The sequence below is a fragment of the Marinobacter sp. F3R11 genome (assembly GCF_003318275.1).
In the GTDB taxonomy this organism is placed as follows: domain Bacteria; phylum Pseudomonadota; class Gammaproteobacteria; order Pseudomonadales; family Oleiphilaceae; genus Marinobacter.
Genome location: NZ_QOCH01000015.1, coordinates 829,438 through 852,160, shown reverse-complemented (window position 1 = coordinate 852,160; position 22,723 = coordinate 829,438). Strand labels below are relative to the sequence as shown.

The following is a 22,723-nucleotide window of genomic DNA, read 5'->3' as shown; positions in this document are numbered from 1 at the left end:
TTGATCTGAACCGGTAAGGTACGGGCGCACCCTTGGTGCGCGCCGGCCTTCCTTTTAGGCCGGTTGCATGGTGCCTCTTAACATGGCATGCAAAAGCTCGTCGGCATCAAACTTGGTGAGAGCGTCGTTGGCACCTACCTGATTGGCGTAACTCAGGCTCATTTCACTGTTCAGGGATGTGTGCAGGATGATGTAAGGCTGTTTCAGCGCGCTATTGTCCCGCACATCGAATGCCAGCTCGTAGCCGTCCAGGCCGGGCATCTCAATATCGCTCACCAGAATATCAACAGGTTGTCCGAGCTCATTGTCGCTCAGGAGTATCTGCAGAGCGTCGTCACCATTGGTGGTAACCTTGTAGGGGATATCCTTTGCATCCAGCACGTCACAGAGTTGTTTGCGGGCAACGCGGGAATCATCCACCAGCAGTATATTGAGTGCTTTCAGAACCTCACTCTGCACATCCGTAAGTGCTACATCCCCGGAATCCAGAGAGTCGGGGTATACATTTGCCAATAGCAGTTCAACATCCAACAGCTGAACGATGTCGCCTTCTGCCTCCAGCAGGCCGGTTATAAATGCTTTGTCCCCCAGTGCTGCCGGTGGTGCTTTTACCTTCTTCCAGTCAGCTTCAATGATTTTATCTACGCCCCTCACCAAGAAGCCGATTTCCTGACGCTGAACATCCGTAATGATGATTGAAGCCCCCGTCATTTCTTCTGACGATAACGGCCGGTAACCGACCGCCGCTGCCATATCAATTACCGGGACGGTGGCGCCGCGGAAACTGGTAGTTCCGATAACCGCTTGATGGCTGTGAGGCAGCCGGGCAAGTGGCTTCAGAGGCAGTATTTCACGGATTTTCAGTGTGCCTATGCCGAACAGCCGGGTGCCGGACAAGCGGAACAGAAGGAGTTTCTGGGATTGTTTTGTTTTGCTGGTCATAACCCGGTCCTTGCGAACATAGCCTTCCGGGAAAGCAGGGGCTTTCGCGAAAGGGTAGTCAAATGCGATAGGGACTGAAGATAGCAAGCTTACGGGCGGTTATCATCCGTTGCTGTGACAACTTTGGTAACGAATCGTATTCCGCGTCGTCGTGGTGGTAACCAGAATTGGCCGGCATCGAATTGTAAAAAAATGTTAAATATATACTTGACTGGCAGAGTAACGTTCGGCAATCTTTTGTCTGAGAATGTGAACTGTTGCACAAATGAAGCATATCAATGGATATGGGTCTGAGTAAACAAGAGTGGCTTGTATATAAAAGATCAACATGGTGGTTGATCTCAAAGGTAATGGAGTACCCGGATGGATCGCTACACTTCGTGGGTAAAAGCCCGCGCTAACCTCATAATTGTCTGCTCAATCGCCGCTTTCCTGGTAGCTGCTCTGGGAATGCTGAGTCTTCGCTTCAGTACTGATTTCAGGGTCTATTTGGGTGAGAACCATCCTGATGTTCAGGAAATTGACCGACTCGAAGAAAAATTCACAAAGAATGAGACGCTCTTTATTGCCATTGCACCACCGGCTGACCACCAGCTGGACCAGCGCACTTTATTGGCAGTAGCGGAATTAACCAGGGCATTGTGGGATACCCCCCATTCCCGTCGAGTCGACTCGCTGACTAATTACCAGTATTCCTACGCAGAAGGTGATGAGATCCTGGTTGAGGATCTGATTGCCAGCCCTGGTAGTCTGTCCGAAGATGAGCTGGCTACTATCCACGATATAGCAGCCTCAGAACCCTTTCTTGAGCATTTCCTATACGCGCCGGATGGCCAGGCTGCAGGTATTCAGGTAACACTGCACCTTAGCGACTCTCTTGAAGAGCGTATGCAGCAAACTCCTGAAGCTGTGTTTTTTGTTCGCTCACTTCTCTCCGAGTTTCAGACACGCTATCCGGAACTGAAAGTGCATTTGGCCGGTTCAGTAATGATGAACCAGGTTATGGGCGAGGCGGCTGTTCAGGATATCCTGTATTTGGTGCCAGTTTGCTATTTCGTGATCATCCTATTGATGCTTCTGCTCCTTCGCAGCATCACGGGCGTTGCACTGACAATGGGAGTTGTTACTTTATCGAATGGATTCGCTCTGGGCCTGACTGGCTGGACTGATCCAGTACTGGCACCCATTATCGGTTTTGTACCCAATGCGATTCTGGTTATCGCAGTTGCAGACTGCATCCACATCCTGACAACTTACTACAGTCGGTTAGCTGAAGGGGATTCAGTCTCTGACGCAGTGTCCTCCAGCCTTTCGCAGAACTTCAAATCGATCACGTTAACCAGTCTCACGTCGATCGCAGGCTTTCTGTGTCTCAACTTCAACGAATCCCCCCCATACCGTGATCTCGGAAACATGGTTGCTTTGGGGACACTGTTCGCCTACGGACTCTCTGTTCTTTTGTTACCGGCAATATTATTTAAGCTGCCTCGCCCGAAAAAGGTCAGACGCCCTGGCTTTAGCCGTTTGATGCCGAAATTCGGGCGCCATGTGTTAAGCAACCGGTACGGCTATTTTATTGGGTGCCTCGTTGTAGCTGCCCCGCTTGGATGGCTCGCGACAACCAATGATCTGAATGATAACTGGAACAACTATTTTGACGAATCTTTCCAGCTACGAAAAGATTCAGACCGAATTAATGAAGTCTTGACTGGCCTTCACCGTCTCGATTTTGAGGTGAAAGCTACTGACGGCAAAAGTATTAATTCGCCCGATTACCTGGCCTTTACGCACCGGTTTGTTTCCTGGCTTCGGGATATGAGTGGTGTTCGCTATGTGTCCGGCCTTTCCGACACTATGTCACGCCTGAATATGAACATGCATGGCGATGACCCAGCCTATTACAGCCCGCCGGACAACGATTTCCTGGGTGCGCAGTACCTCCTGTTTTATGAAATGTCCTTGCCATATGGCTTAGATATGAATCATCAGGTCGCTTTCGACAAGAAGTCATCGCGAGTCACGGTAATGCTCAACAAAACCACTTCTGAGCAGGTTCTTAAAATTGCGGATTCCATTAGCGACTGGCTCGAAAAAAATGAGGTTCCAGGTGTGGAGGTTTCTGATGCGATCGGTCTCGACGTCGCTTTTGGAAATATAGCTCGTTCCAATACCCAGAGCATGCTTTGGGGAACCCTTGCGGCTTTCGCAGTAATTTCACTCATTCTCGCTATGGCAAATAAGTCATTGAAGTATGGTTTGATAAGCCTGCTTCCCAACATCACGCCAGCATTTCTCGCTTTCGGTGTCTGGGCGTTGACGGTTGATCAAGTCGGGCTGGCTACCTCTGCGGTTGTAGCTATGGCCATCGGGATCATTGTGGACGACACCATTCACTTCCTGAATAAATACAGGTACGCAAAGGAGACGCTGGGAAAATCAGTCCAGAGTTCTCTGGAATATGCTTATGGCACGGTTGGCGTTGCCATGGTTATTTCAACAGTAATTTTAGCAAGTGGATTTATTGTTTTGGGTTTCTCACCATTTGAGCCCACCTCTCATTTGGGGAACTTGTTGGCATTGACCATTGTTTCTGCGCTGGTTTTCGATCTTATTTTTGTCCCTTGCTTTTTATATATATTCGACAGAGAAGTTGTTGATGATATGGCTTTAGCTGAGGCTCTCTCACACCCAACACAAGGACAGTCAGGATGAACAAAGCAACTTATTCTACCCTTCGTGATCGCGTGCGAAGTGAAGGGTTATTCAAAAAGAATAACTACTTCTCTGCCGCCGTTGTATTTATCGAACTAAGTATAATGCTGGCTTTGGTGTCCTGGTTACTATCGACTGAGCCAATGAGTATCAGTTATTTTCTGGCTATTGTTTTTATAGGTGTCAGTGCTTTCAGGTGCTTTGCTCTATTACATGAATGCGGGCACCGGGCAATGTTTACAAGTCAGCGGGCTAATACATTAGTGGGTTATTTAATGAGCCCTTTTTGCCTTATTCCATATGCTTGCTGGCGCGACTTGCACCTTCAGCATCACCGTTGGGTTGGTGTGATCGACAAAGATCCCACACAGGCCGGTCTTATCAAGCTGAAAGAAGCATCGTTTATCAAAAGGCAGGCTTTTCGCTGGGTCTGGTGGTTATGTATCCCCATTCCTTCTATCCAGCTGATTTTTTCGGTGTTCTGGTTGCATCCTTTCCGGTTGATGGCCTCAGGTAGTAAGGAAGCACCGGAAGCGCTTCTGGCTTTGATTGTTTGTGTGCTCCCTCATGCATTGCTGATTTTATTTATCGGCCCCTGGACTTATATGGTATTTATACTTCCAGCCATGCTGTTTTACTTCTTTTGGTTTGAAACGGTTAATTTCACACATCATTCAGGGCTTTTTCCTTACACATCTGATAACCACCCAAACCCGATTCCACTATATGAGCAGGATCAGGTGTCCAGAACATCTGCATTTTCTAAATGGATCTCAATCACACTGGCTTACAATTTTAATTTTCATACTGAACATCACTATTTTCCAACTGTTCCCTGGCACAACCTGCCGAGGGTGTATGAGTTGGTTCAGGAAACGAATGATCTGAGTGATTATCATGATGTTCCTTTCCTTGGCTTTTCAGCCAAATTGAGAACATCGGACCCCGTTAGTCTGTACATCGACTCCTTGAACTGAGTGGAGGAAAGGTCTGATGAAGCTGGAGTTTCAGAGCGAGATAAACCGGCCCGTAGACAGGGTGTTCCGGTTTTGCGCTTCAAAGTCAGGGTTTTTGGCTCATTTTCCATTCACTACCAAATGGATTGGAGGTCCGGACGACTGGACTGCCCCTGGGGATATCTTGAACTTTTCGTTTCGGTTATTCGGCGTACCCGTCCGTTATACGGCTGAAATAATCGAATTCGAAAAGAACGTGCGTTTTGTGGATGTTATGCGCAAAGGGCCTTATAAATTTTTTCGCCATGAACATATTTTTGAGCCAATAGGAGATGGAGAGAAAACCCTCTACACGGACCGTCTTGAATTTTCTGGTGGTTTTGGGAATGTGGCCGATGGCTTGATCAGCGTTCCTTTAACCCGCCGGATTTTCAAAAAGCGTCACGAGCTTATGAAAAAGGTACTGGAAGAGTAAATTTGGTTCTAACTTCTTATTTATGTCGAAGGGATTCACATGATAAAGGATATCGCCTGTAAAGATCTTGAATCGAAAGATTTTGAAGATTTGATGTTTGTTTTTTCGCGGGCATTCGATTCCACGTCTCCCCGTGAACATCTTCTTTGTTATACAAATTCAGTAGAAAGAGTTCTGGTTTATTATGAAAAGGGGGAAGCGAGCGCTTTTCTTTTCTATCAGATATTGGATTTTGAAGGTATGCAGATACTACACCTTAGTTTAAGTGGAAAGTATGAGGCTTCCCGAGGCGTTCAAAAGAAGCTGGGTACTTATCTGTACTTCAAGTATGTATTCAGTTTTCGGCACATTCTTCGTAAAAGTGCATTCGTGACAGTTTCAAATAATCCACGAAGCTACTTTAATATGTATTCAATTGGTCCGAATGTATATCCTGATGTATTGCAGCCCTCAAAGAAGTTCAAGTATCACTCTTTATTTAACCGTCTTCCGGATTTGTTGCATCTGGATGGGGTTGAAGCCGGCGGGCTAATTCCCGGGCGATGCAGTGGCCTTGGTTTCAGAATCCGATCGAGTGAAGTTGACCATGCACGGTTGGATGAGAGAGGTCAGCGGTTTATGGAGTTTATTGGTGGAGATGCAGATAACGGCGTGCTTGTGATGGTATGTGTATGCCCCTTATTTGATGTGCCCCGGCACTTTGCAATACGAATTTACAAACTGTTTGAATCCATGTTCAGACAAACAGCACATTAACCCGGATTGGAGGGAGTCAGGATTATCATGAAGAGATGGAAAATTATTGTGGCAACTTTAGCCGCATCGGCTTCGATAGCTTCTGCGAATCAGGGATACGATATTGCTGTGGAAGCAGACCGGCGCCATAGCGGTTACGGCGATAGTGAAGCTGAAGTCGTTATGACCCTGATCAATAAAACCGGCGACGAGGATCGTCGCACACTAACGGTTAAGGAATTGGAAGGTGGTACAGCGACCGATAACGACAAATCGCTGATGTCCTTTAACCATCCCAGAGATATAGCTGGAACGGCGCTGCTAACCTGGAGTGTTCCAGGTGAAGATGATCTTCAGTGGCTTTATCTGCCCGCGATTAAACGGGTTAAGGCCATATCGTCAAGTAATCGCTCAGGTGCCTTTATGGGGAGCGAGTTCACTTTCGAGGACCTGTCGCCACAGGATGTTGATGACTACGAATACGAGTACCTGGGAGAAAAGGAATTGAATGGCGAGCTTTGCTTTGTTTATGAGCGTCGTCCCAAGGACAGGGACTCCGGGTATACGAAGGAAGTGCTTTGGGTAGACCAGTCTGAATACAGGACCAGGCAAGTACATTTCTATGATCATAAAAATGAGCACACCAAAACTCTGACCCTGATTGGGTACGAACTATACAACGACGAATTCTGGCGGCCTTCCGAGCTGTTTATGGAAAACCATGAAACTGGCCGAAAGACACGTATGGCCTTCTCAAACTATCAGTTCGGTCAAGGCCTCCGGGACTCGGACTTCAACCGAAGTCAGCTGCGTTATGGCCGCTAGTGATTCAAAGCTGGCATTCCTCCTGCTGCTGGTCGCTCCTTACGCACTGGCAGTGGAAGGTACAGCGGTTCTTACGGTGGAGCAGGACTACTTCTTCGATACCGGTGAGCTCAACGATTGGCAATATAACACTTCCCTGGTGGGATCGATCAGGCTTCGTGATGATCCCTTTCCAGACAATAGCTGGGTATTTGGTCTTACTGGACGAGTAGACCAGAGAGACTCTGAACGTACACACCTCTCGATCGATGAGGCGTACTGGCAACGCTGGTTTCAGAATGGTTTCTCTGGTCGTGCGGGTTATATCGAAACATTTTGGGGGGTTACTGAAGCAAGCAACCCTGTAAACATTCTCAACCAGTCCCGGATGAACGACGGCCTGGATGGGGAGGTCAAGACGACTCAGCCCATGATCAACCTGACGCACGATAGTGGCGTCAGCATTATCAATCTCTATCTCCTGACGGACTTTCAGGACCGTCAGTTTGCGGGGAAGGACGGGCGGCCATCCCTGCCTCTCGTCATAGATTCGGATGAGGCAAGACATGCAGAAGAGCCCGGGTTCGAGCAGTGGGACGTCGCTATCCGTGGCCAATGGCTTCTGGGCAGCTTCGAAATGGCACTGTCTTATTTCCACGGTTTGAACCGGGAGCCTGATTTCGATTTGCGTATCAGTAACGCGGAAGCACAAGAGTTAGCGACAACCGGAGAGTTGCCTGAGGGGAATAATGTTGCTTTGGTGCCCCGCTACGACCAGTTGAATCAGGTGGGGTTTGAAGCGACTTACTTTGTTGGAGATACCCAGTGGAAAGGTGAAGTGGCCTATAGGGATCTACCGGATTCTCAGTATTGGCGGGGCAATGTGGGGTTTGAACACGGAATTTACAGTCTGATCGACACGCGGGTAGATGTGACGCTCTATGTTGAATACCTCTTTGATACTCAGGACTCCGTGATCGAGCCTCTGTTTGATAATGATGTTTTTGTTGGAGCAAGGCTGGATCTGAACGATGTCAATTCGTCATTTATAGAGCTGGGGTGGGTCGTAGACGCTGACGATGATGATTCGCTGATCGACATCGAAGCAGAGACCCGCATCCTCGAGAATGTGACCCTGGGGCTTTCCGGGCAGGCATATTTATCCGATGGACCAGACTATACAACTGACTCACTTGCAGCCGCTTTGATTGCGAATAATACGATTGATCAACCCTTGGCTCTTTACCAGAGGGAAAGCTACGTAACCCTGAGTTTGAGTTACTACTGGTAAAGCGTGTTCGCAAAAGAGAGCAAATGGAGATTGTTATGTTTACACGGGGTGTAAAGTTAGTTGATTTTTATTGTTCGGACCACGGTAAAGCTATCAGTAATGCAGACTTGTACCAGGATATTGAAAAAACCGTGTTACCAACATTGTCCGATGAATCGCGGAAGTTATATCAGAAGCTTCTGTTGGATAACCCAGAACGAAGCCGGCATGTTACCCATGATATTGCCTATATAGCCTCGATAACTGACCGTTCTGAGCGGCTGAAGCTATACGAAGAATCCATTCGTGGTTTGATGGTAGACGCGGTGGCCGGGCTTTTTAAACAGGCCGGTGTCGGGCCTGACAACATTGACTTTATTGTAGTCACCAGCAGCGTGGGTAAAACGATGCCCAGCGCCGCAAGCATTATTGCGAGTGAGTTCGGGTTTGCGTCCAAAACCGTCACTTTGAACCTCGGGGATATGGCATGCTCCAGCGGGCTTGCAGCGGTTGACGCAGGGGTGCGTTTTCTCCGGTCAGAACGAGCTCCGAAACGCTGCCTGGTCGTTGCGCTGGAAGCAGTTACCAACCTGTTTAACCAGTCTGAATACGGGGTTGTTCCCAATGTGGTATTCGGGGAGGGCGCTGCTGCGATACTGCTGTCAACACATCGTGAACCCGCTAAATACGCAATAAAAGAATCGGTACGAACGATCGCAGCGCACAAGGAAGCCTATGAGGTTATAAGGTTCACTGAGAATGAAAAGGGGCCTTCCATCCGTTTGTCGCGGGAGCTTCCTCAGGTGGCTGCGGGCGCAATTAAAGACAATCTCCAGCAGTTTGTTCCCAGAGTGGTCTCCCCTTGGGACAAGCTCCGGTTTTTGGTAACGAAAAAGATCCCTGACTGGCAGAACAGGCTTGAATACTGGGCGCTGCACCCTGGTGGTACTGCAGTTTTGAATGGCCTGGCCCGCAACCTGAAACTTGCGCAAGGAAATCTGGCATTCAGTTTCAGGGTTTTTGATCAGCGCTCAAACATGAGTTCGCCCTCGATTTTCTATGTATTACGGGAAATTGAAATGCACGGGCCTAAAAAGCGGGATCGTGTTCTGATGATGAGCTTCGGGTCTGGGTTCAAAGTAAATACGATGTTGATGAAACGGCTGAGCTCCGCTCGGCCGGAGCGCTCGGTCGTGATTGAGCTGAAAGCTATGAATGGCCAGCTGCATTGCCACACACGGCAGCAATCTTCTGGTTCCGAAACTGCCACCGACAACTTATTTCAGGCGGATTTGGCAACGCTGGACCCTAAAGTTATAGCCAATGATGTCTGGAAACGTACACTCGGAGTTAACCAGTTCCGAATATGTCCATCGGTCTCCAGGGATTTGTCCAGCGAAAGGTATCGCTCCTTGGTTCAGGAATTACGCGGCTTATTAATGCCGAAGGGCAGCCTGACGGAATTGTAGGTATTCCTGTCATGCATTGGCTGGCTAATTTTCAGCTTGAAACGGCGCGCCCTGAAATAACGGGGAAAGTAGGGCGCGCGGAGGAAGGGCAGGAGGTCAGTCTTTCAACAGGCGCCTCAACACTTTTCCGGCACCTGTAGCCGGAAGTGAGTCCCGAAACTCAACTATCCTCGGGTATTTATAGGCAGCCATATTGTTCCGGGCCCAGTCGATGAGCTCCTGTTCGCTTACCTGTCCCTTATAGTCCGGGTTAAGAACCGCAACCAGTTTGACCGTTTCTCCCCGTTTCATGTCAGGGACTCCGATGGCGGCACACTGGGTGATGGATGGGTGGCGTAGCATCAACGCCTCGACATCCTCGGGGAACACACTATACCCAGAGCATTTGATCATTTCCTTGATTCGCCCGGTAAAGAACAGATAACCGTCCTTATCGAAGTAGCCGACATCGCCGGTATGTACCCAGCCATCGCGGAGCGTTTCGGCCGTTGCATCCGGTTGTTTCCAATAGCCCCTGAAAACACCTTTGTTACGAATCACGATCTGACCGCTCTGTCCTTTGGGCAGAGGCTCTCCCGACTCGATATCTAGGATACGGATTTCGTTCTCAGGCATTGGTATGCCGCAACTGCCCCATTTGATTTTTTCTTTGGGCATGAAAGTGTCTGATGTGTGGGTCTCGCTTAAACCAAAGGAAGCCTCATGGATCTGGCAACCGGTCAATGCTTTCCATTCATCAGCAAGTTCCTCTGTTACTGGAATGCCAAAGCTTGTTGCCGGGTTATTGCAGATGCATCGCAGGTTCCGTTGTTCGATACCGGGCATATCCAGGATCGCACGCAGCATGGGGGCAATGCTGTACCACATGTCGCAGCGATACACCTCAAACGCCCTGACAACGGTTTCCGGATCGAACCGGGGTAGAATAACGGTGGTTCTGCGTGTGTAGACGGGCATGTAGACACCGGAATTCATACCAGCAATGTGACAGAAAGGCGCCACGGCCAGGGTACAGCCATCTGGTTCGACTTTGTTTGCCATCATGGATGCGGCGGTTTTGTAAAGTGCACTTCCAAAGCTCAGCATTGCACCTTTTGGTCGCCCGGTTGTACCTGATGTGAACGTCATCAGGGAAATGTCATTCCACAGATCGATGGGCTCCGCTTGATCCAGGGGCTGGTAATCGTCCAGAATCTGGGAGAGCTCAACGGCGCCGTTAGCCACAGGGTACCGTTCTGTCAGGAACTCGGGCACGTCCAGGGTGGGATGCAATGGAAGGTAGTCCGCGAAGGGCGTGCATACGACAACAGCAAGGCTGGGCACGTTTGGCTGGACTCGCTGGATAGTGGCAAGCAGGTCTTCGGTGACAATAACGGCGCGGGTCTCAGCGTTACTGAGCTGATATTCGACTTCAGCATCTTTGTACTGAGGGTTCAGCGGAGAAACGATAGCTCCGACCATCTGAATTGCGTAGAGTGCGATGGGGAACTGAGGGCAGTTCTGCATATAGAGGCCGACTCTGTCTCCTTTGCCAACTCCTTTTTCCTTAAGGAAAGCCGCTAACTTCCTTACGGACTGGCCCAATTCCCCCCAAGTCACCTCCCGCCCGTAAAAAATGTACGCGGCGCGATCCGGAATATCCCGTTCGTTATCGAACAGGTACTCGTGAAGTGGTTTTTCCCCATTGCGCCAGGTGACCTTCCGCGGCAGTCCGGGAGGCCAGTAATCAGTGTGTTCCGTGTTTCTGTTCATAATGAGTCCTATTCATCTTTTAAAAGGCGGCGCAGTACCTTGCCGGCACTTGTCGTGGGAAGGGAGTCGCGGAACTCGACGTAGCGAGGGTACTTGTAAGCGGCCATGTTGTCCTTGGCCCAGTCGATGATGTCCTGTTCCGATACCTCGCTGGCATAGCCAGGCTTGAGGACCACGAAGAGCTTCACGCTTTCACCCCTGTTTTCGTCAGGTACACCTACCGCCACAGACTGGGTGATAGCAGGATGGTTCAGCATCAGTGCTTCAACGTCTTCTGGGAAAACGCTGTACCCGGAGCACTTGATCATCTCTTTGATTCGGCCGGTGAAGAACAGGTAGCCGTTTTCATCCAAGTAACCTACGTCGCCCGTGTAGACCCATCCGTTTTTCAGAGTTTCATTAGTCGCATCGCGGCGATTTTTGTAGCCCTTGAATACATAGTTGTTGCCGACGGCAATTTCGCCGGACTGACCCGGGGGCAGCTCGTTTCCGGTTTTGATGTCGACGATACGGATGTCATTTCCCGGCATAGGCTTGCCACAGCTACCCCAGACGATAGCGTCACGAGGCATGTAGGTATCCATGGTGTGGGTTTCGCTCAGGCCGTAAGATGCCTCGTACATCTGGCAACCGGTGAGCGCCTTCCATTCATCGGCAAGGCTTTTGGTAACCGGAATGCCGAAGCTGGTGGAAGGGTTAAATCGCAGGGAACTCAGGTCGCGGGACTGGATGTCTGGCAAACTGAGGATAGCCCGGTTCATCGGGGCGATGCTATACCACATGTCGACTTTGTATTTTTCAAGGGCCTGAGCAGTTGTTTCCGGATCGAACCTTGGCAGGATCACGGTTGTCCAACGCCCATATATCCCTGCATAGACACCCAGGCACATACCTGCGATATGGCAGAAAGGAGCAATCGCGAGTGCAGTGCTATCCTGCTCAAGACCATTGGACTGGAACAGGGCGGCTGTTTTGAACGTTGCGGCTCCTACCGGCAACATCGCACCTTTCGGGCGTCCTGTAGTGCCGGATGTAAACGTCATCAGGGCAATATCGTTGTCAAAATCGACGGACTCGGGCCGGTTGATGGGTAGGGCCCGATCAATTGCGGAAACCAGATCAAAGGTGTTATCAGGGGTCGCATGTGCCAAGGCGAGGTCGTCAGGGACTGGCAAAGTCGGCAAACCGGGGAGGTAGTCTGCATAGCTTGTAGTGACGACCAGATCCAGCTGGGACAGTTTGTCTCTGACAGCCTCAACCATGGGGTACAGGTCCGTTCCACAGATAACAGCCCTGGCTCCAGCATTTTCAAGCTGGTATTCAACTTCTGCGCTTTTGTATAGGGGATTAAGAGGCGTAATGACAGCCCCCAGCATCTGAATTGCGTAATGAGCTATCACGTATTGCGGACAGTTCTGGAGATAGAGGCCGATTTGATCTCCTTTGGCAATTCCCTTCTTCCGCAGGAATCCCGCAAGTCTTCTGCTAGAGTCTGCCAGCTCTTTCCAGGAGATCTCGCGGCCATAAAAAATATATGCGACCTGTTCTGGTGCCTCCTCAGCGTTCAGAAGCAGGTAATCATGCATTGGCCGGGCACCACTGCGGTATTTGATGTCTTTTGCCGCATCAGCAAAGTGAGAGTTCGGGAGACTCATAACATTCTGCTCCTTGTTGTTGTAGAACTCATTCCGGATCAAAGGCCTTTCATGGTTGGGTCGAGGGCAACTCTCAGCGATTCTCCCAGCGTATTGAAGGTCAATGCGGTAACCATGATCATCAATCCGGGTGCGTACATCTGTTCAGGCGTTATTTCCATATACATATAGGCACGGGCAAGCATCTGCCCCCAGCTGGGGTCAGGGGGCTGTACACCAAGTCCGAGGAAACTGAGACTTGCTTCGGCGAGCAGAGCGAGCGCCAGAAGTAGCGTGCACTGAACAATAACTGGCTGAATGGCATTTGGCGTCACGTGCTTTACCAGTAATCGGATAGTGGACGCACCGAAGCACCTTGCTGCGTCTACATATAGTTCTTCCCGGATGACCAGGGCCCTGGCTCGTATCAGGCGCGCAAGGTGAGGTGAGAATACGATCCCCACTGAAATCATCGAGTTGGTCAAACCTATGCCCATGGCACCGGTGACGGCTACAGCCAAGACGATCGCGGGAAAGGAAAGCAGCGTATCAATCACGCGGCTGATTCCAATATCGATCCAGCCGCCCAGAAAACCGGCCAGCAGGCCAATCGGTACGCCAATCAGCAAAGATACCCCCACAGCCAGAAACGCAGCGTAAACGGATTTGGACGTACCGTGTATGAGGCGGCTGAGCACATCTCGTCCCAAGTCATCGGTACCGAGCCAGTGTTCTGCGCTGGGTGCCATCAGCATCTTGCTGAAATCCTGCTCTGTTGGTGAATGCGGCGCGATCCACGGCGCGAAGATTGCGATTCCTATGATGATCATCAGTACCAGCAGACTGACTGCTCCACGTTTGTCTCGCTGGCACCATTGACCGAACTTGCTGAAAAGAGAATCTTCTCTGATCGCCATTTCCATAGTGGGAGTTGTCATACCTGTTGAATCCTTGGGTCCAGAATAGTGTAGGTAAGATCAGTCACGAGGTTTACCAGGATGACGGAAACGACCATTGCCAGAACCGCACCCTGAACCACGGGGAAATCGCCTTCCAGTACAGCTTTCACAATGGTGTTTCCCATCCCTGGAATGGCGAATACCGTCTCAACGACTACAGTCGCCGCTAACGCTTTGTTGAATAGCAGGCTGATTACGGTCAGCAGGTTTACGCTGACGTTCTTGAGTCCGTGTTTCCATAGGATGGCAACCGGCGATAGCCCCTTGGCGTGTAGCGTGCGGACATATTGTGAGCTGTGAATTTCAACCAGGGAGCTCCTCAGCTGGCGGGCGACTTCTGCGATACCGTTGGTGCAGAGAGCAATGGCGGGCAAGGTGGCAAACCAGATAGCCGAGCTGAGGCCGTCACTCGGGCTTGTAAAACCTGTTGCGGGAAACCAGTTCCAAGTCAGCGCGAATACCGAAACCAGGACCATCCCCAGCCAGAAGTTCGGAACTGCGACTCCAAGGGACGAGGCTCCCATGATCGCGCCGTCCAGTTTCGAGTTCGGCCGGCTTGACGCCATAATGCCCAGTGGTACGCCAATAACAACGGAGAGGATGACGGCATAAACCACAACAAACAGTGTGTTGGGAAATACCCGGAAAATGGTTTCAAGTACGGGTTCGCCGCTAAGCAGTGAATCACCGAAATCACCCTGAATTGCGTTCAGTAACCAGTTTCCATACTGGACCAGAAACGGCTGATTCAGGCCGTAAAGCTCACGAATCTCCTGAATTCGTTCTTCACTGGCATTTTCACCAGCAATTGTAATTGCAACGTCGCCTGGCACCAGTTGCAGTAATGAGAACACCAGAAAGGTGGCAAGAATCATGATGGGAATCGCCTGTACAAAGCGATTCAGCAACATAAGCTGTTTGCTCCGAGAAATCATAATCAGTCCGTCGTGAAATATGGCCGACACCGGTCAGGGCTCCGGGCTTGATACCCCGGGCCCTGACGGATTACACGTTTCAGCTTTCCAGATAAACGTGTTCGAACTTGGGCTTGCCAAGCAGGTTGGTTTGCAGGTTCTTGACCTTCTCCGTGTGCGCCATGATGTCCTGACGGAAGGCGAGCGGAACAGCCAGCGCATTTTCCATAACAATGCGCTGCACTGTGGCGAAGGCTTTCTTCCGTTCCTCAGTATCGTTGGTACTGCGGGAGGCCCGAATGGCGTCCATCAACCCTTCGGGTGGTTCAACCTTTCCGGCATTGAAGTACGAATCGCCGGCATACAGCAGCGCATAGGTTAATGAAGGATCTGGACGGCCAGTCCATGCAGAAATGAGGCAGTCACCTTCGCCACGTGCAAAATAAGCAGAGGACATGTCTGAAATGGTGCCAGTTTTGAATCGGCCACGAATACCGGCTTTGGCAAACATGCCCATAATAATTTCCAGACGCTGTACCGATCCCTGATCATTGTACGCACGTATATCGAGGTCAATCCCGTCAGGGTAACCTGCTTCTTCAAGAAGCTTTCTTGCTTTCTCCGGATCATAATCATAAAGCTTGGCCACGTTGGCATCATAGGCCCAGTGCGACGATGGCAGATTCATATAGGCAGGCTCACCTGCACCATGCATTGATGCCCGAATCAAAGCTTCACGGTCGATGGCGTAGTTCAGTGCCTGGCGAACTTTGATATTCTTCAGGAGGCCTTTTGCTTGGTTCAGGTATATCTGGTAGCAATAAACCGTGGAACCTGACACGCCCATGACGGATCCGCTACGCTCAATCAGGGGCTTTTGACGCCCGTCGAGGTGATAAGCCAAGTCGTTCTGGCCAGACATAACTGAGCGCAGGCGAGTGGAGCTGTCTGTGATGAGCCGGAAGCTTATCCCGTCCACCAAGGGGCGCTCCTCTCTCCAGTAGTCAGGGTTGCGTTCAAGGACAATGCGGTCTCCATCGTTCCACTCGACAAACTTCATCGGTCCCGCACCGACAGGATTGCGGTCAGAATCTTCCCCGAATTTCCGGATAGCGCTTGGGGAGACCATCATCCCGGCCCGGTCAGACAGAATCAGGGGTAGCGACGTGTCGGGTGCTTTGAGATTCAGTGTGACCTGGTAGGGAGCGCTGACTTCAACGCTTTCTACGGAAGAAAGGTCAGAGCGAATATTGGAACGGGGATCGGTCCGGTTCCGGTCCAGATTGAACTTGACCGCTTCGCCATCAAGAGTTGTACCGTCATGGAAGGTAACGCCTTCGCGAATATTCAGGACGAGCGTTTTGGGGTCAGGGTATTCCCAGCTCTTTGCCAGACCCGGGAGAGCCCGGAGAGTGTCGTATTCCCACTCAACCAAGGTGGAGTAAACCGGGAACAGGAAAATGTGGTCTGATCCGGCGCCGCCGGTTGCGGGGTCCAGGCTTGAGGGGTTAGCTGGGGCACCGATGTTAAGAATGCCGCCATTATCTTTAAGGCTGGCCAGCAGTGCTGAAGGGCCGGCCATACTTGCGACGGCTGCGGTCCCCGCCATCAGGCTCAGGAATTCCCGGCGGCCAAGAGTGAAGCCGTTGCCTTTTACAGCTACAGATTTATCTTTGTTTTGCATAGGGGATACTTCCTTTTTGTGATTGTTCTTTGGTTTAGTGGGCTGTTTGGGTTGTCACAGCTATTGCTCGACGCCTGATGGAGTCGTGTAGTGGCAGGAAACCCAATGTTCGGGGGCGACCTCGCGCCAGTCAGGGGCATCGGCCTTACACCTGTCGGTGGCGTACGGGCAGCGGGTCCGGAAGCGGCACCCGCTCGGTGGTGAGGCCGGGCTTGGTATTTCTCCCTGGAGTTGTATGCGTCGGTCTTCTCGCATATCACTGGGCACTGGGCGGGGTTCCGCAGACAGCAACGCCTGGGTGTAGGGATGTAGAGGTTGTTCAATGACAGAGTCGGTGGGGCCCAGTTCCATCATGTTGCCGAGGTACATGACGGCCACCCGTTGACTGACATGGGCGACCACCGAAATGTCGTGGGTAATAAATGCGTAGGTCAGTCCCAATTCTTCCTGAAGATCCGCAAAGAGGTTCAGTATTGAGCCGCGCACCGATACGTCCAGCGCGGCCACTACCTCGTCGCAAACGATAAATTGAGGGTGGACGGTCAATGCTCGTGCGATATTAATGCGTTGTTTTTGTCCCCCTGAAAGCTCATGTGGGTAGCGCAGAGCTATCTCCGGGGCCAGCCCCGCCCGTTCCAGAGATGCCAGTGCCGTTTTACGCCTGGATTCACGGGTGCCTTCATTCTGAATCTCCATCGGTTCAACCAGACTCTGCAGAATGGTCATACGGGGATTCAGAGCCGCGTGAGGATCCTGGAAAATAATCTGATAGTTCTTGCGCAGCCGTTTATACTCTGCTGCTGACAGCGCTGAAATGTCTGTCTCTCCATACCGAAGTGTCCCCTCGGTAGGCTTTAATAGTCCAACCAGTGCCCGCCCCACTGTGGATTTTCCGGAACCGGACTCTCCAATGATTCCCAGCGTTTCACCAGCGCGTATCTGAAAACTCACCCCATCCACCGCTTTCACGGTTTGTCCGCCTTTGAGCGGAAAGTGAATCTTCAGGTTGTCAACGGTCACAATATTCTGTGGGTGCTGCTGCTTGGATTGACTGACAGTAGTGCTCATTAGACTGCCCCCTCCAGGTTCAATTCTTTTGCCTTGTGGCAGCGGGCATGCCGTGTCGGATCAATTTCGACCACAGCCTGATACCGTTCACAACCGTCACCAGAATGCGGGCATCGGTCCTGGAAACTGCATCCTTCAGGCAGGGCGTGTGGCGAGGGTACTCTGCCAGGAATGAAAGGGAGGCGGCTGCCACGGTCGCTGAGCCGGGGTAGCGAACGCAACAGTCCGGAAGTGTAGGGGTGGCCAGGGCGGCGGAGAGCATCATCTACCGGTGAACTCTCAACAACTTCTCCGGCATACATGGTGATCATCCGGCTGCAGGTTTCAGCAACAACACCGAGATCGTGTGTGATGAATAACAATGCAGTACCAGTGTTTTCACTCAGTTCTGTCAGCAGATCGATAATTTGCGCCTGGACCGTGACATCCAGTGCCGTAGTGGGCTCATCTGCAATAATCAGTTTCGGTTTACAGATCAGGGCCATTGCGATCATGACACGCTGGCGCATCCCTCCCGAGAACTGGTGAGGGTATTCATCAACCCGCGTTTCCGGAGAAGGAATCCCTACATCCTTGAGCGCTTGAACAGCTTGCTCTCTAGCTTCTGCCTGGGAGACCGGGTAGTGCGCACGAAGTGTCTCAATCAGTTGCTGGCCTACGGTGAAAACCGGGTCCAGTGCGGTCATCGGCTCCTGGAATATCATGCTGATGTCTCGCCCCCGGATAGCACGGATCTCTTTGGGGCGCATGGACATGAGATCACGTCCATCAAACCGGATTTCACCGTCGATGATGGCCGTGCGCTCTGGCAGCAGACGCAGGAGGGAAAGGCCAGTAACGGACTTGCCACAGCCGCTTTCTCCGACAACACCGACCCGTTCTCCGGGGGCGACGGTAAACGAGACGTTGTGAGTAACATGGGTTACCCCATCACGGCCCCGGAAGGAAATACTCAAGTTGCGCACATCGAGGATGGGTGTTACTTCGCCAGGGACAGGTTGTGCGTCGCCCGTTGAGCGCTCTGCAAGCCGGGTGCTATTGCCCACAGCCGTGTTATTTGATGCAACTAACATGTTTCCTCCACGCATCCGAACTAAGTTCGGGCTGTTGTTTTTGTTTCGTAGAGTAGTGCCGAGCAAACGTTCAGGGCATTCAGGCACCGTAGGCAGCTTTTATCATTCTCTTTGTAGCTGCGTAATGGTTTTTCAGTCTTTTTATCCCGGAGACCTGGGTGATGGGTGAACCGAAATACCACAGCGGGGTAATCATAAGAACCACGTCCTTAACCGGCATGTCACTCCGGTATTCACCGGCACCAATAGCCAGCTGCACACCGTGTGTCACGCATTCCTCGAAATAGCGGGACATTTCGCCTATACCTGCCATCACTTCGGTATCTACTGAGCTGAAGTCAAACCTCGCACGGGAGGACAGGCTCCATGGAGTCTTCTGCTCGCCCGCCTGATTGAATTCGTGAAACCGCTCCTGTGCATCTTCAAATAGAAGGTCAATCCGTTCCTCCAAGGAAAGCCCCGGCTTCAGCCATATGCTTTCAAGCTTCTTGCGCACGTCTTCGAAGGTGTCGGCAAATACCTCTTTGACCAACTCAGCCTTGTTGCCGAAGTGATAGTGCAGGTTGGCCCGGGTTGAACCGACTTCCTTGGCAATATCGCCGTAACTGACCGCATCGACCCCCCGCGTAATGAACAGGCGCCTTGCGACTTCCAGGATGCGTACCCGGGTATCACAGGCTTTGGTGCGCACAGTTGTTGATTCAGTTGTAGGCATAGTGCCTCCGGTAGCGATTAACGGTATGGGTCTTATCATTGCCAATTACCGACTTACTTGCAAGTTAGTTTTTTTTGACTAAAACTGACTGACGTGTAAGTTAGTAATAGGATGGTAGCTATTCCGCAGGTCGTCAAGCAGGCGGGCTCAGAAATTTCAGGGAATCTGACACGTGTGAACAGTTCCTTGATCATTGCTACCGATCTGATAACAAAGCCAATAATCTGAAGAGGTCATCCTGTGAAGTTCAATAAGTTGCTGATTGCCAATCGTGGTGAAATTGCTATTCGTATTGCCCGGGCTGCTGCCGAGATGGGGTTGGAAACCGTGGCCATATACTCTGAGGATGACCGAAACTCCCTCCATCTCGCTTATGCTGATCAGACGGTACTCCTGCCTGGAATAGGCGCCCGTGCATATCTGGATATCGATGCAATTGTTGAAGTTGCCAGGAAGGTTTCGGCGGACGCTCTGCATCCGGGTTACGGGTTCCTGAGTGAGAACGCCGACCTGGCTCGCCAATGTGCCAGCAGCAACATCACCTTTATCGGGCCTGATCCGGAAACACTTGCAATGCTTGGAGACAAGGCGGCCGCCAGGACGCTTGCAGAACACTGTGAGGTTCCAGTTGTTCTGGGCACCAAGGGTCGTACGTCACTGGCTGAAACCAGAGATTTTGTTGGAAGCCTGGATAGTGATGTGGCCGTAGTTATCAAGGCCATTTGCGGTGGCGGCGGTCGCGGGATGAGGATTGTTTTGCCGGGCGAGAACCTTGAGGAGGCTTACAAGGCGTGTGCCCGTGAAGCCGCAGCGGCATTCGGAGACGATGGATTGTACGTCGAACGCCTGGTCCGGAAAGCCCGGCACATTGAGGTGCAGGTACTCGGTGATGGCCGTGGTAATGCCATTCACTTGTGGGAGAGGGAGTGCAGTCTACAGCGACGTAATCAGAAGCTGGTTGAAGTTGCTCCCAGTCCGACATTGGCGGCCACTACCCGAGAATACCTGCTGGATGCGGCATTACGAATGGCCAGACACGTCAACTATGCCGGACTGGGTACATTTGAATTTCTGGTGGATGAAAACGGTAAAGACTTTTTCTTTATTGAAGCGAATCCCCGGCTTCAGGTGGAGCACACTGTTACTGAAGAGATTACCGGTGTTGACCTTGTCCAGTCCCAGATTGCTGTTCTGGGGGGGGCGAGTCTGGCAGACCTCAACCTCACTCAAGCTGAAATAGCTGAGCCGAATGGTTATGCCATACAGTGCCGAGTGAATATGGAGTCTATGGACGCCGACGGCACAACCCGCCCCAGTGGCGGCACCCTGGAGACATTCGAACCGCCCTCTGGGCCGGGGCTTCGTGTCGATACTTTCGGATACCGGGGATACACCACAAGTCCGCACTTTGATTCGTTGCTGGCGAAGTTGATTGTTCACAGTCGGGCAGCGGATTATAAGCAGGCGGTCCGTAAGGCCTATCGTGCCCTTTGTCAGTTCCGGGTTGAGGGAGTAAAGACTAACGCTTCCTTCCTGCAGTCGCTCCTCTGTCGCGAAGACGTCGCCGAAAACTGCATATACACACGTTTCGTTGATGACCACATGGCTGACCTTGTGGTCGAGGGACAGCAGGATCATCCGCAGCTTTTTTGTAGCTCCGGCGCGTCCGGGGGGGTGAACCAAACCGAGGCCATACAAGAGGCGCCGGAAGGCTCTGAGTCGGCTTCTGCTCCCATGCAGGGGCAGCTCGTGACGACCTTGGTGGGTGAAGGTGACAGTGTGGCCAAGGGGCAAACATTGGCCATTCTCGAAGCCATGAAAATGGAACATGAGATCAAGGCGCCGGTAGCCGGCATTATCCGGGGGCTGCCATTGGCTGAGGGTGATTATGTAAACGAAGGCCAGGCCATCGCCTATATTGAGCCTGGCGACACCGGCCAGGATGAAGAGGTAACTGAACAACAAATTGATCTTGATTATATCCGTCCGGATCTGGCGGAAACTATGGAGCGCCATCGTCTGACTCTCGATGAAGTCCGACCTGATGCAGTGGCGAAGCGCCACAAGCTGGGCATGCTCACTGCTCGCGAGAACATCGACAACATCTGCGACTCCGGTAGCTTTATTGAGTACGGTGCTCTCACCTTTGCTGCGCAGCGGCGCCGACGCTCGGTTGATGACCTCATGCGTTCGACCCCTGCGGATGGTCTGGTTGCCGGTTTAGGAGCGGTGAATGGTCAAATGTTTGATGAGGACCAGGCTCGGTGTGCTGTTTTGGCCTACGACTACACTGTGTTGGCCGGGACCCAGGGAACCATGAACCACAAAAAAACAGACCGTGTGCTCCAAGTGGCTGAAGAGCAGCAGTTGCCGGTTATATTTTTTGCGGAAGGCGGTGGTGGTCGTCCGGGGGATACAGATAACGCCACCAAGGTGGCCGGGCTCGACCAGTCCAGCTTCCTGCAGTATGCAAGGATGACCGCGTTGGCGCCCCGTATCGGGATTGTTTCAGGACGCTGTTTCGCCGGTAACGCCGTATTTGCGGGTTCCAGCGACCTGTTGATTGCAACAAGGAACGCCAGCCTGGGTATGGCCGGGCCGGCAATGATCGAAGGCGGCGGTCTGGGAGTCTATTCTGCGGAAGAGGTCGGTCCCATGTCTGTCCAGGTTGCCAATGGCGTCGTGGATTGCCTGGTTGAGGACGAGCGGGAGGCGGCAAAGGTTGCTCGTCAGATCATGTCGTACTTCCAGGGCAAATTGCCGGAGTGGACCTGTGCAGATCAGCGGCTTCTTCGGTCCAGCATTCCGGAGAACCGGCTACGCTCCTATGACATCCGGTCACTGATTCGAACGCTGGTCGATAGCAATAGCTACCTTGAACTCCGGCCGGAGTTTACGCCCGGTATGGTAACTGCTTTCGCCCGTATTGAAGGGCGGCCGATTGGCCTGATCGCTAATGACCCGCGCCACCTGGGTGGTGCAATCTGTGCGAATGGTGCCGACAAGGCGTCCCGCTTCATGCAGCTATGTGATGCCTATGATGTACCACTGATCAGTCTCTGTGATACCCCGGGCTTCATGGTAGGCCCTGAGGCTGAGAAAACTGGTCTGGTCCGACATACCACTCGGATGTTTGTCACCGCCGCCAGCCTCAAGATCCCGGTGTTTTCCGTTGTTCTGCGGAAAGGCTACGGCCTTGGGGCCATGGGTATGACAGCGGGTTCGTTCCATGCGCCTTTCTTTAACGTGGCCTGGCCCACCGGTGAGTTTGGTGGGATGGGGCTTGAGGGTGCGGTTCGTCTTGGTTATCGCAACGAAATCGCTAATGCCGGTGACGAAGCTGCCCAGAAGGCGATGTTCGAAAAGCTTGTGGCGGAGCAGTACGAAAAAGGCAAGGCCCTGAGTATGGCTGTATCTCTGGAAATAGATGCGGTTATCGACCCGGCTGATACTCGCAACTGGATCCTCCGTGGTCTCAAGTCGGCAAGGAAACCAGGGCCCCGCATCGGACGTCGCCGTCCGATGGTAGACACCTGGTAACTTCGCCAGGAAAGCTGAGAG

17 protein-coding genes are annotated in these 22,723 nt (G+C 51.9%); 8 read left to right on the top strand and 9 right to left on the bottom strand.

Going from position 1 to position 22,723, the window contains the following annotated elements; translation table 11 throughout:
* Positions 1 to 54: 54 nt before the first annotated feature.
* Entirely contained in the window at positions 55 to 942 is an 888-nt protein-coding gene (locus DS878_RS12320; protein WP_113816227.1) for a chemotaxis protein, read from the bottom strand.
* A 363-nt stretch (positions 943 to 1,305) separates the two neighbouring features.
* Between DS878_RS12320 and DS878_RS12315 the strand changes: the two genes are divergently transcribed.
* Genes DS878_RS12315 through DS878_RS12285 form a run of 7 tightly spaced genes read left to right on the top strand, consistent with a single transcriptional unit; the run spans position 1,306 to position 9,363 of the window.
* Positions 1,306 to 3,654: an efflux RND transporter permease subunit gene (locus DS878_RS12315; RefSeq protein WP_113816226.1), complete on the top strand. Its 2,349-nt coding sequence runs from the start codon at positions 1,306 to 1,308 to the stop codon at positions 3,652 to 3,654.
* Complete coding sequence (locus DS878_RS12310; protein WP_113816225.1) at positions 3,651 to 4,631, top strand: fatty acid desaturase family protein; 981 nt, start codon at positions 3,651 to 3,653, stop codon at positions 4,629 to 4,631. Before DS878_RS12315 ends, DS878_RS12310 begins: the two co-directional genes overlap by 4 nt.
* 16 nt (positions 4,632 to 4,647) lie before the next feature.
* Positions 4,648 to 5,085, top strand: a complete 438-nt coding sequence (locus DS878_RS12305; RefSeq protein ID WP_113816224.1) for an SRPBCC family protein — start codon at positions 4,648 to 4,650, stop codon at positions 5,083 to 5,085.
* Positions 5,086 to 5,124: 39 nt separating this feature from the next.
* On the top strand, positions 5,125 to 5,841 hold the full coding sequence (locus DS878_RS12300; RefSeq protein WP_113816223.1) for a hypothetical protein: 717 nt from the start codon (positions 5,125 to 5,127) through the stop codon (positions 5,839 to 5,841).
* Positions 5,842 to 5,868: 27 nt separating this feature from the next.
* A complete protein-coding gene (locus DS878_RS12295) occupies positions 5,869 to 6,645 on the top strand; it encodes an outer membrane lipoprotein-sorting protein (protein WP_113816222.1) in 777 nt (258 codons plus the stop codon).
* Positions 6,635 to 7,915: a hypothetical protein gene (locus tag DS878_RS12290; protein WP_113816221.1), complete on the top strand. Its 1,281-nt coding sequence runs from the start codon at positions 6,635 to 6,637 to the stop codon at positions 7,913 to 7,915. Before DS878_RS12295 ends, DS878_RS12290 begins: the two co-directional genes overlap by 11 nt.
* 23 nt (positions 7,916 to 7,938) lie before the next feature.
* Positions 7,939 to 9,363, top strand: a complete 1,425-nt coding sequence (locus DS878_RS12285; RefSeq protein WP_113816220.1) for a hypothetical protein — start codon at positions 7,939 to 7,941, stop codon at positions 9,361 to 9,363.
* A 96-nt stretch (positions 9,364 to 9,459) separates the two neighbouring features.
* Here DS878_RS12285 and DS878_RS12280 read toward each other — a convergent pair whose 3' ends face one another.
* The 8 genes from DS878_RS12280 to DS878_RS12245 form a co-directional block, all read right to left on the bottom strand.
* Positions 9,460 to 11,115: an AMP-binding protein gene (locus DS878_RS12280; RefSeq protein WP_113816219.1), complete on the bottom strand. Its 1,656-nt coding sequence runs from the start codon at positions 11,113 to 11,115 to the stop codon at positions 9,460 to 9,462.
* 8 nt (positions 11,116 to 11,123) lie between these two features.
* Positions 11,124 to 12,770, bottom strand: a complete 1,647-nt coding sequence (locus DS878_RS12275; protein ID WP_113816696.1) for an AMP-binding protein — start codon at positions 12,768 to 12,770, stop codon at positions 11,124 to 11,126.
* A gap of 38 nt (positions 12,771 to 12,808) precedes the next feature.
* A complete protein-coding gene (locus DS878_RS12270) occupies positions 12,809 to 13,687 on the bottom strand; it encodes an ABC transporter permease (RefSeq protein WP_113816218.1) in 879 nt (292 codons plus the stop codon).
* Positions 13,684 to 14,619: an ABC transporter permease gene (locus DS878_RS12265; RefSeq protein WP_222837467.1), complete on the bottom strand. Its 936-nt coding sequence runs from the start codon at positions 14,617 to 14,619 to the stop codon at positions 13,684 to 13,686. Before DS878_RS12265 ends, DS878_RS12270 begins: the two co-directional genes overlap by 4 nt.
* 103 nt (positions 14,620 to 14,722) lie before the next feature.
* Positions 14,723 to 16,306, bottom strand: a complete 1,584-nt coding sequence (locus DS878_RS12260) for an ABC transporter substrate-binding protein (protein WP_113816217.1) — start codon at positions 16,304 to 16,306, stop codon at positions 14,723 to 14,725.
* A gap of 60 nt (positions 16,307 to 16,366) precedes the next feature.
* On the bottom strand, positions 16,367 to 17,374 hold the full coding sequence (locus DS878_RS12255) for an ABC transporter ATP-binding protein (RefSeq protein ID WP_113816216.1): 1,008 nt from the start codon (positions 17,372 to 17,374) through the stop codon (positions 16,367 to 16,369).
* Positions 17,374 to 18,447, bottom strand: coding sequence for an ABC transporter ATP-binding protein (locus DS878_RS12250; RefSeq protein WP_113816215.1), 1,074 nt, complete (start codon positions 18,445 to 18,447; stop codon positions 17,374 to 17,376). The genes DS878_RS12255 and DS878_RS12250 overlap by 1 nt, the downstream gene beginning before the upstream one ends.
* Before the next feature lie 79 nt (positions 18,448 to 18,526).
* Complete coding sequence (locus DS878_RS12245; protein ID WP_187298784.1) at positions 18,527 to 19,162, bottom strand: TetR/AcrR family transcriptional regulator; 636 nt, start codon at positions 19,160 to 19,162, stop codon at positions 18,527 to 18,529.
* A 240-nt stretch (positions 19,163 to 19,402) separates the two neighbouring features.
* Here DS878_RS12245 and DS878_RS12240 point away from each other — a divergent pair, with 240 nt between their 5' ends.
* Complete coding sequence (locus DS878_RS12240) at positions 19,403 to 22,702, top strand: carboxyl transferase domain-containing protein (protein ID WP_113816213.1); 3,300 nt, start codon at positions 19,403 to 19,405, stop codon at positions 22,700 to 22,702.
* Positions 22,703 to 22,723 lie beyond the last annotated feature (21 nt).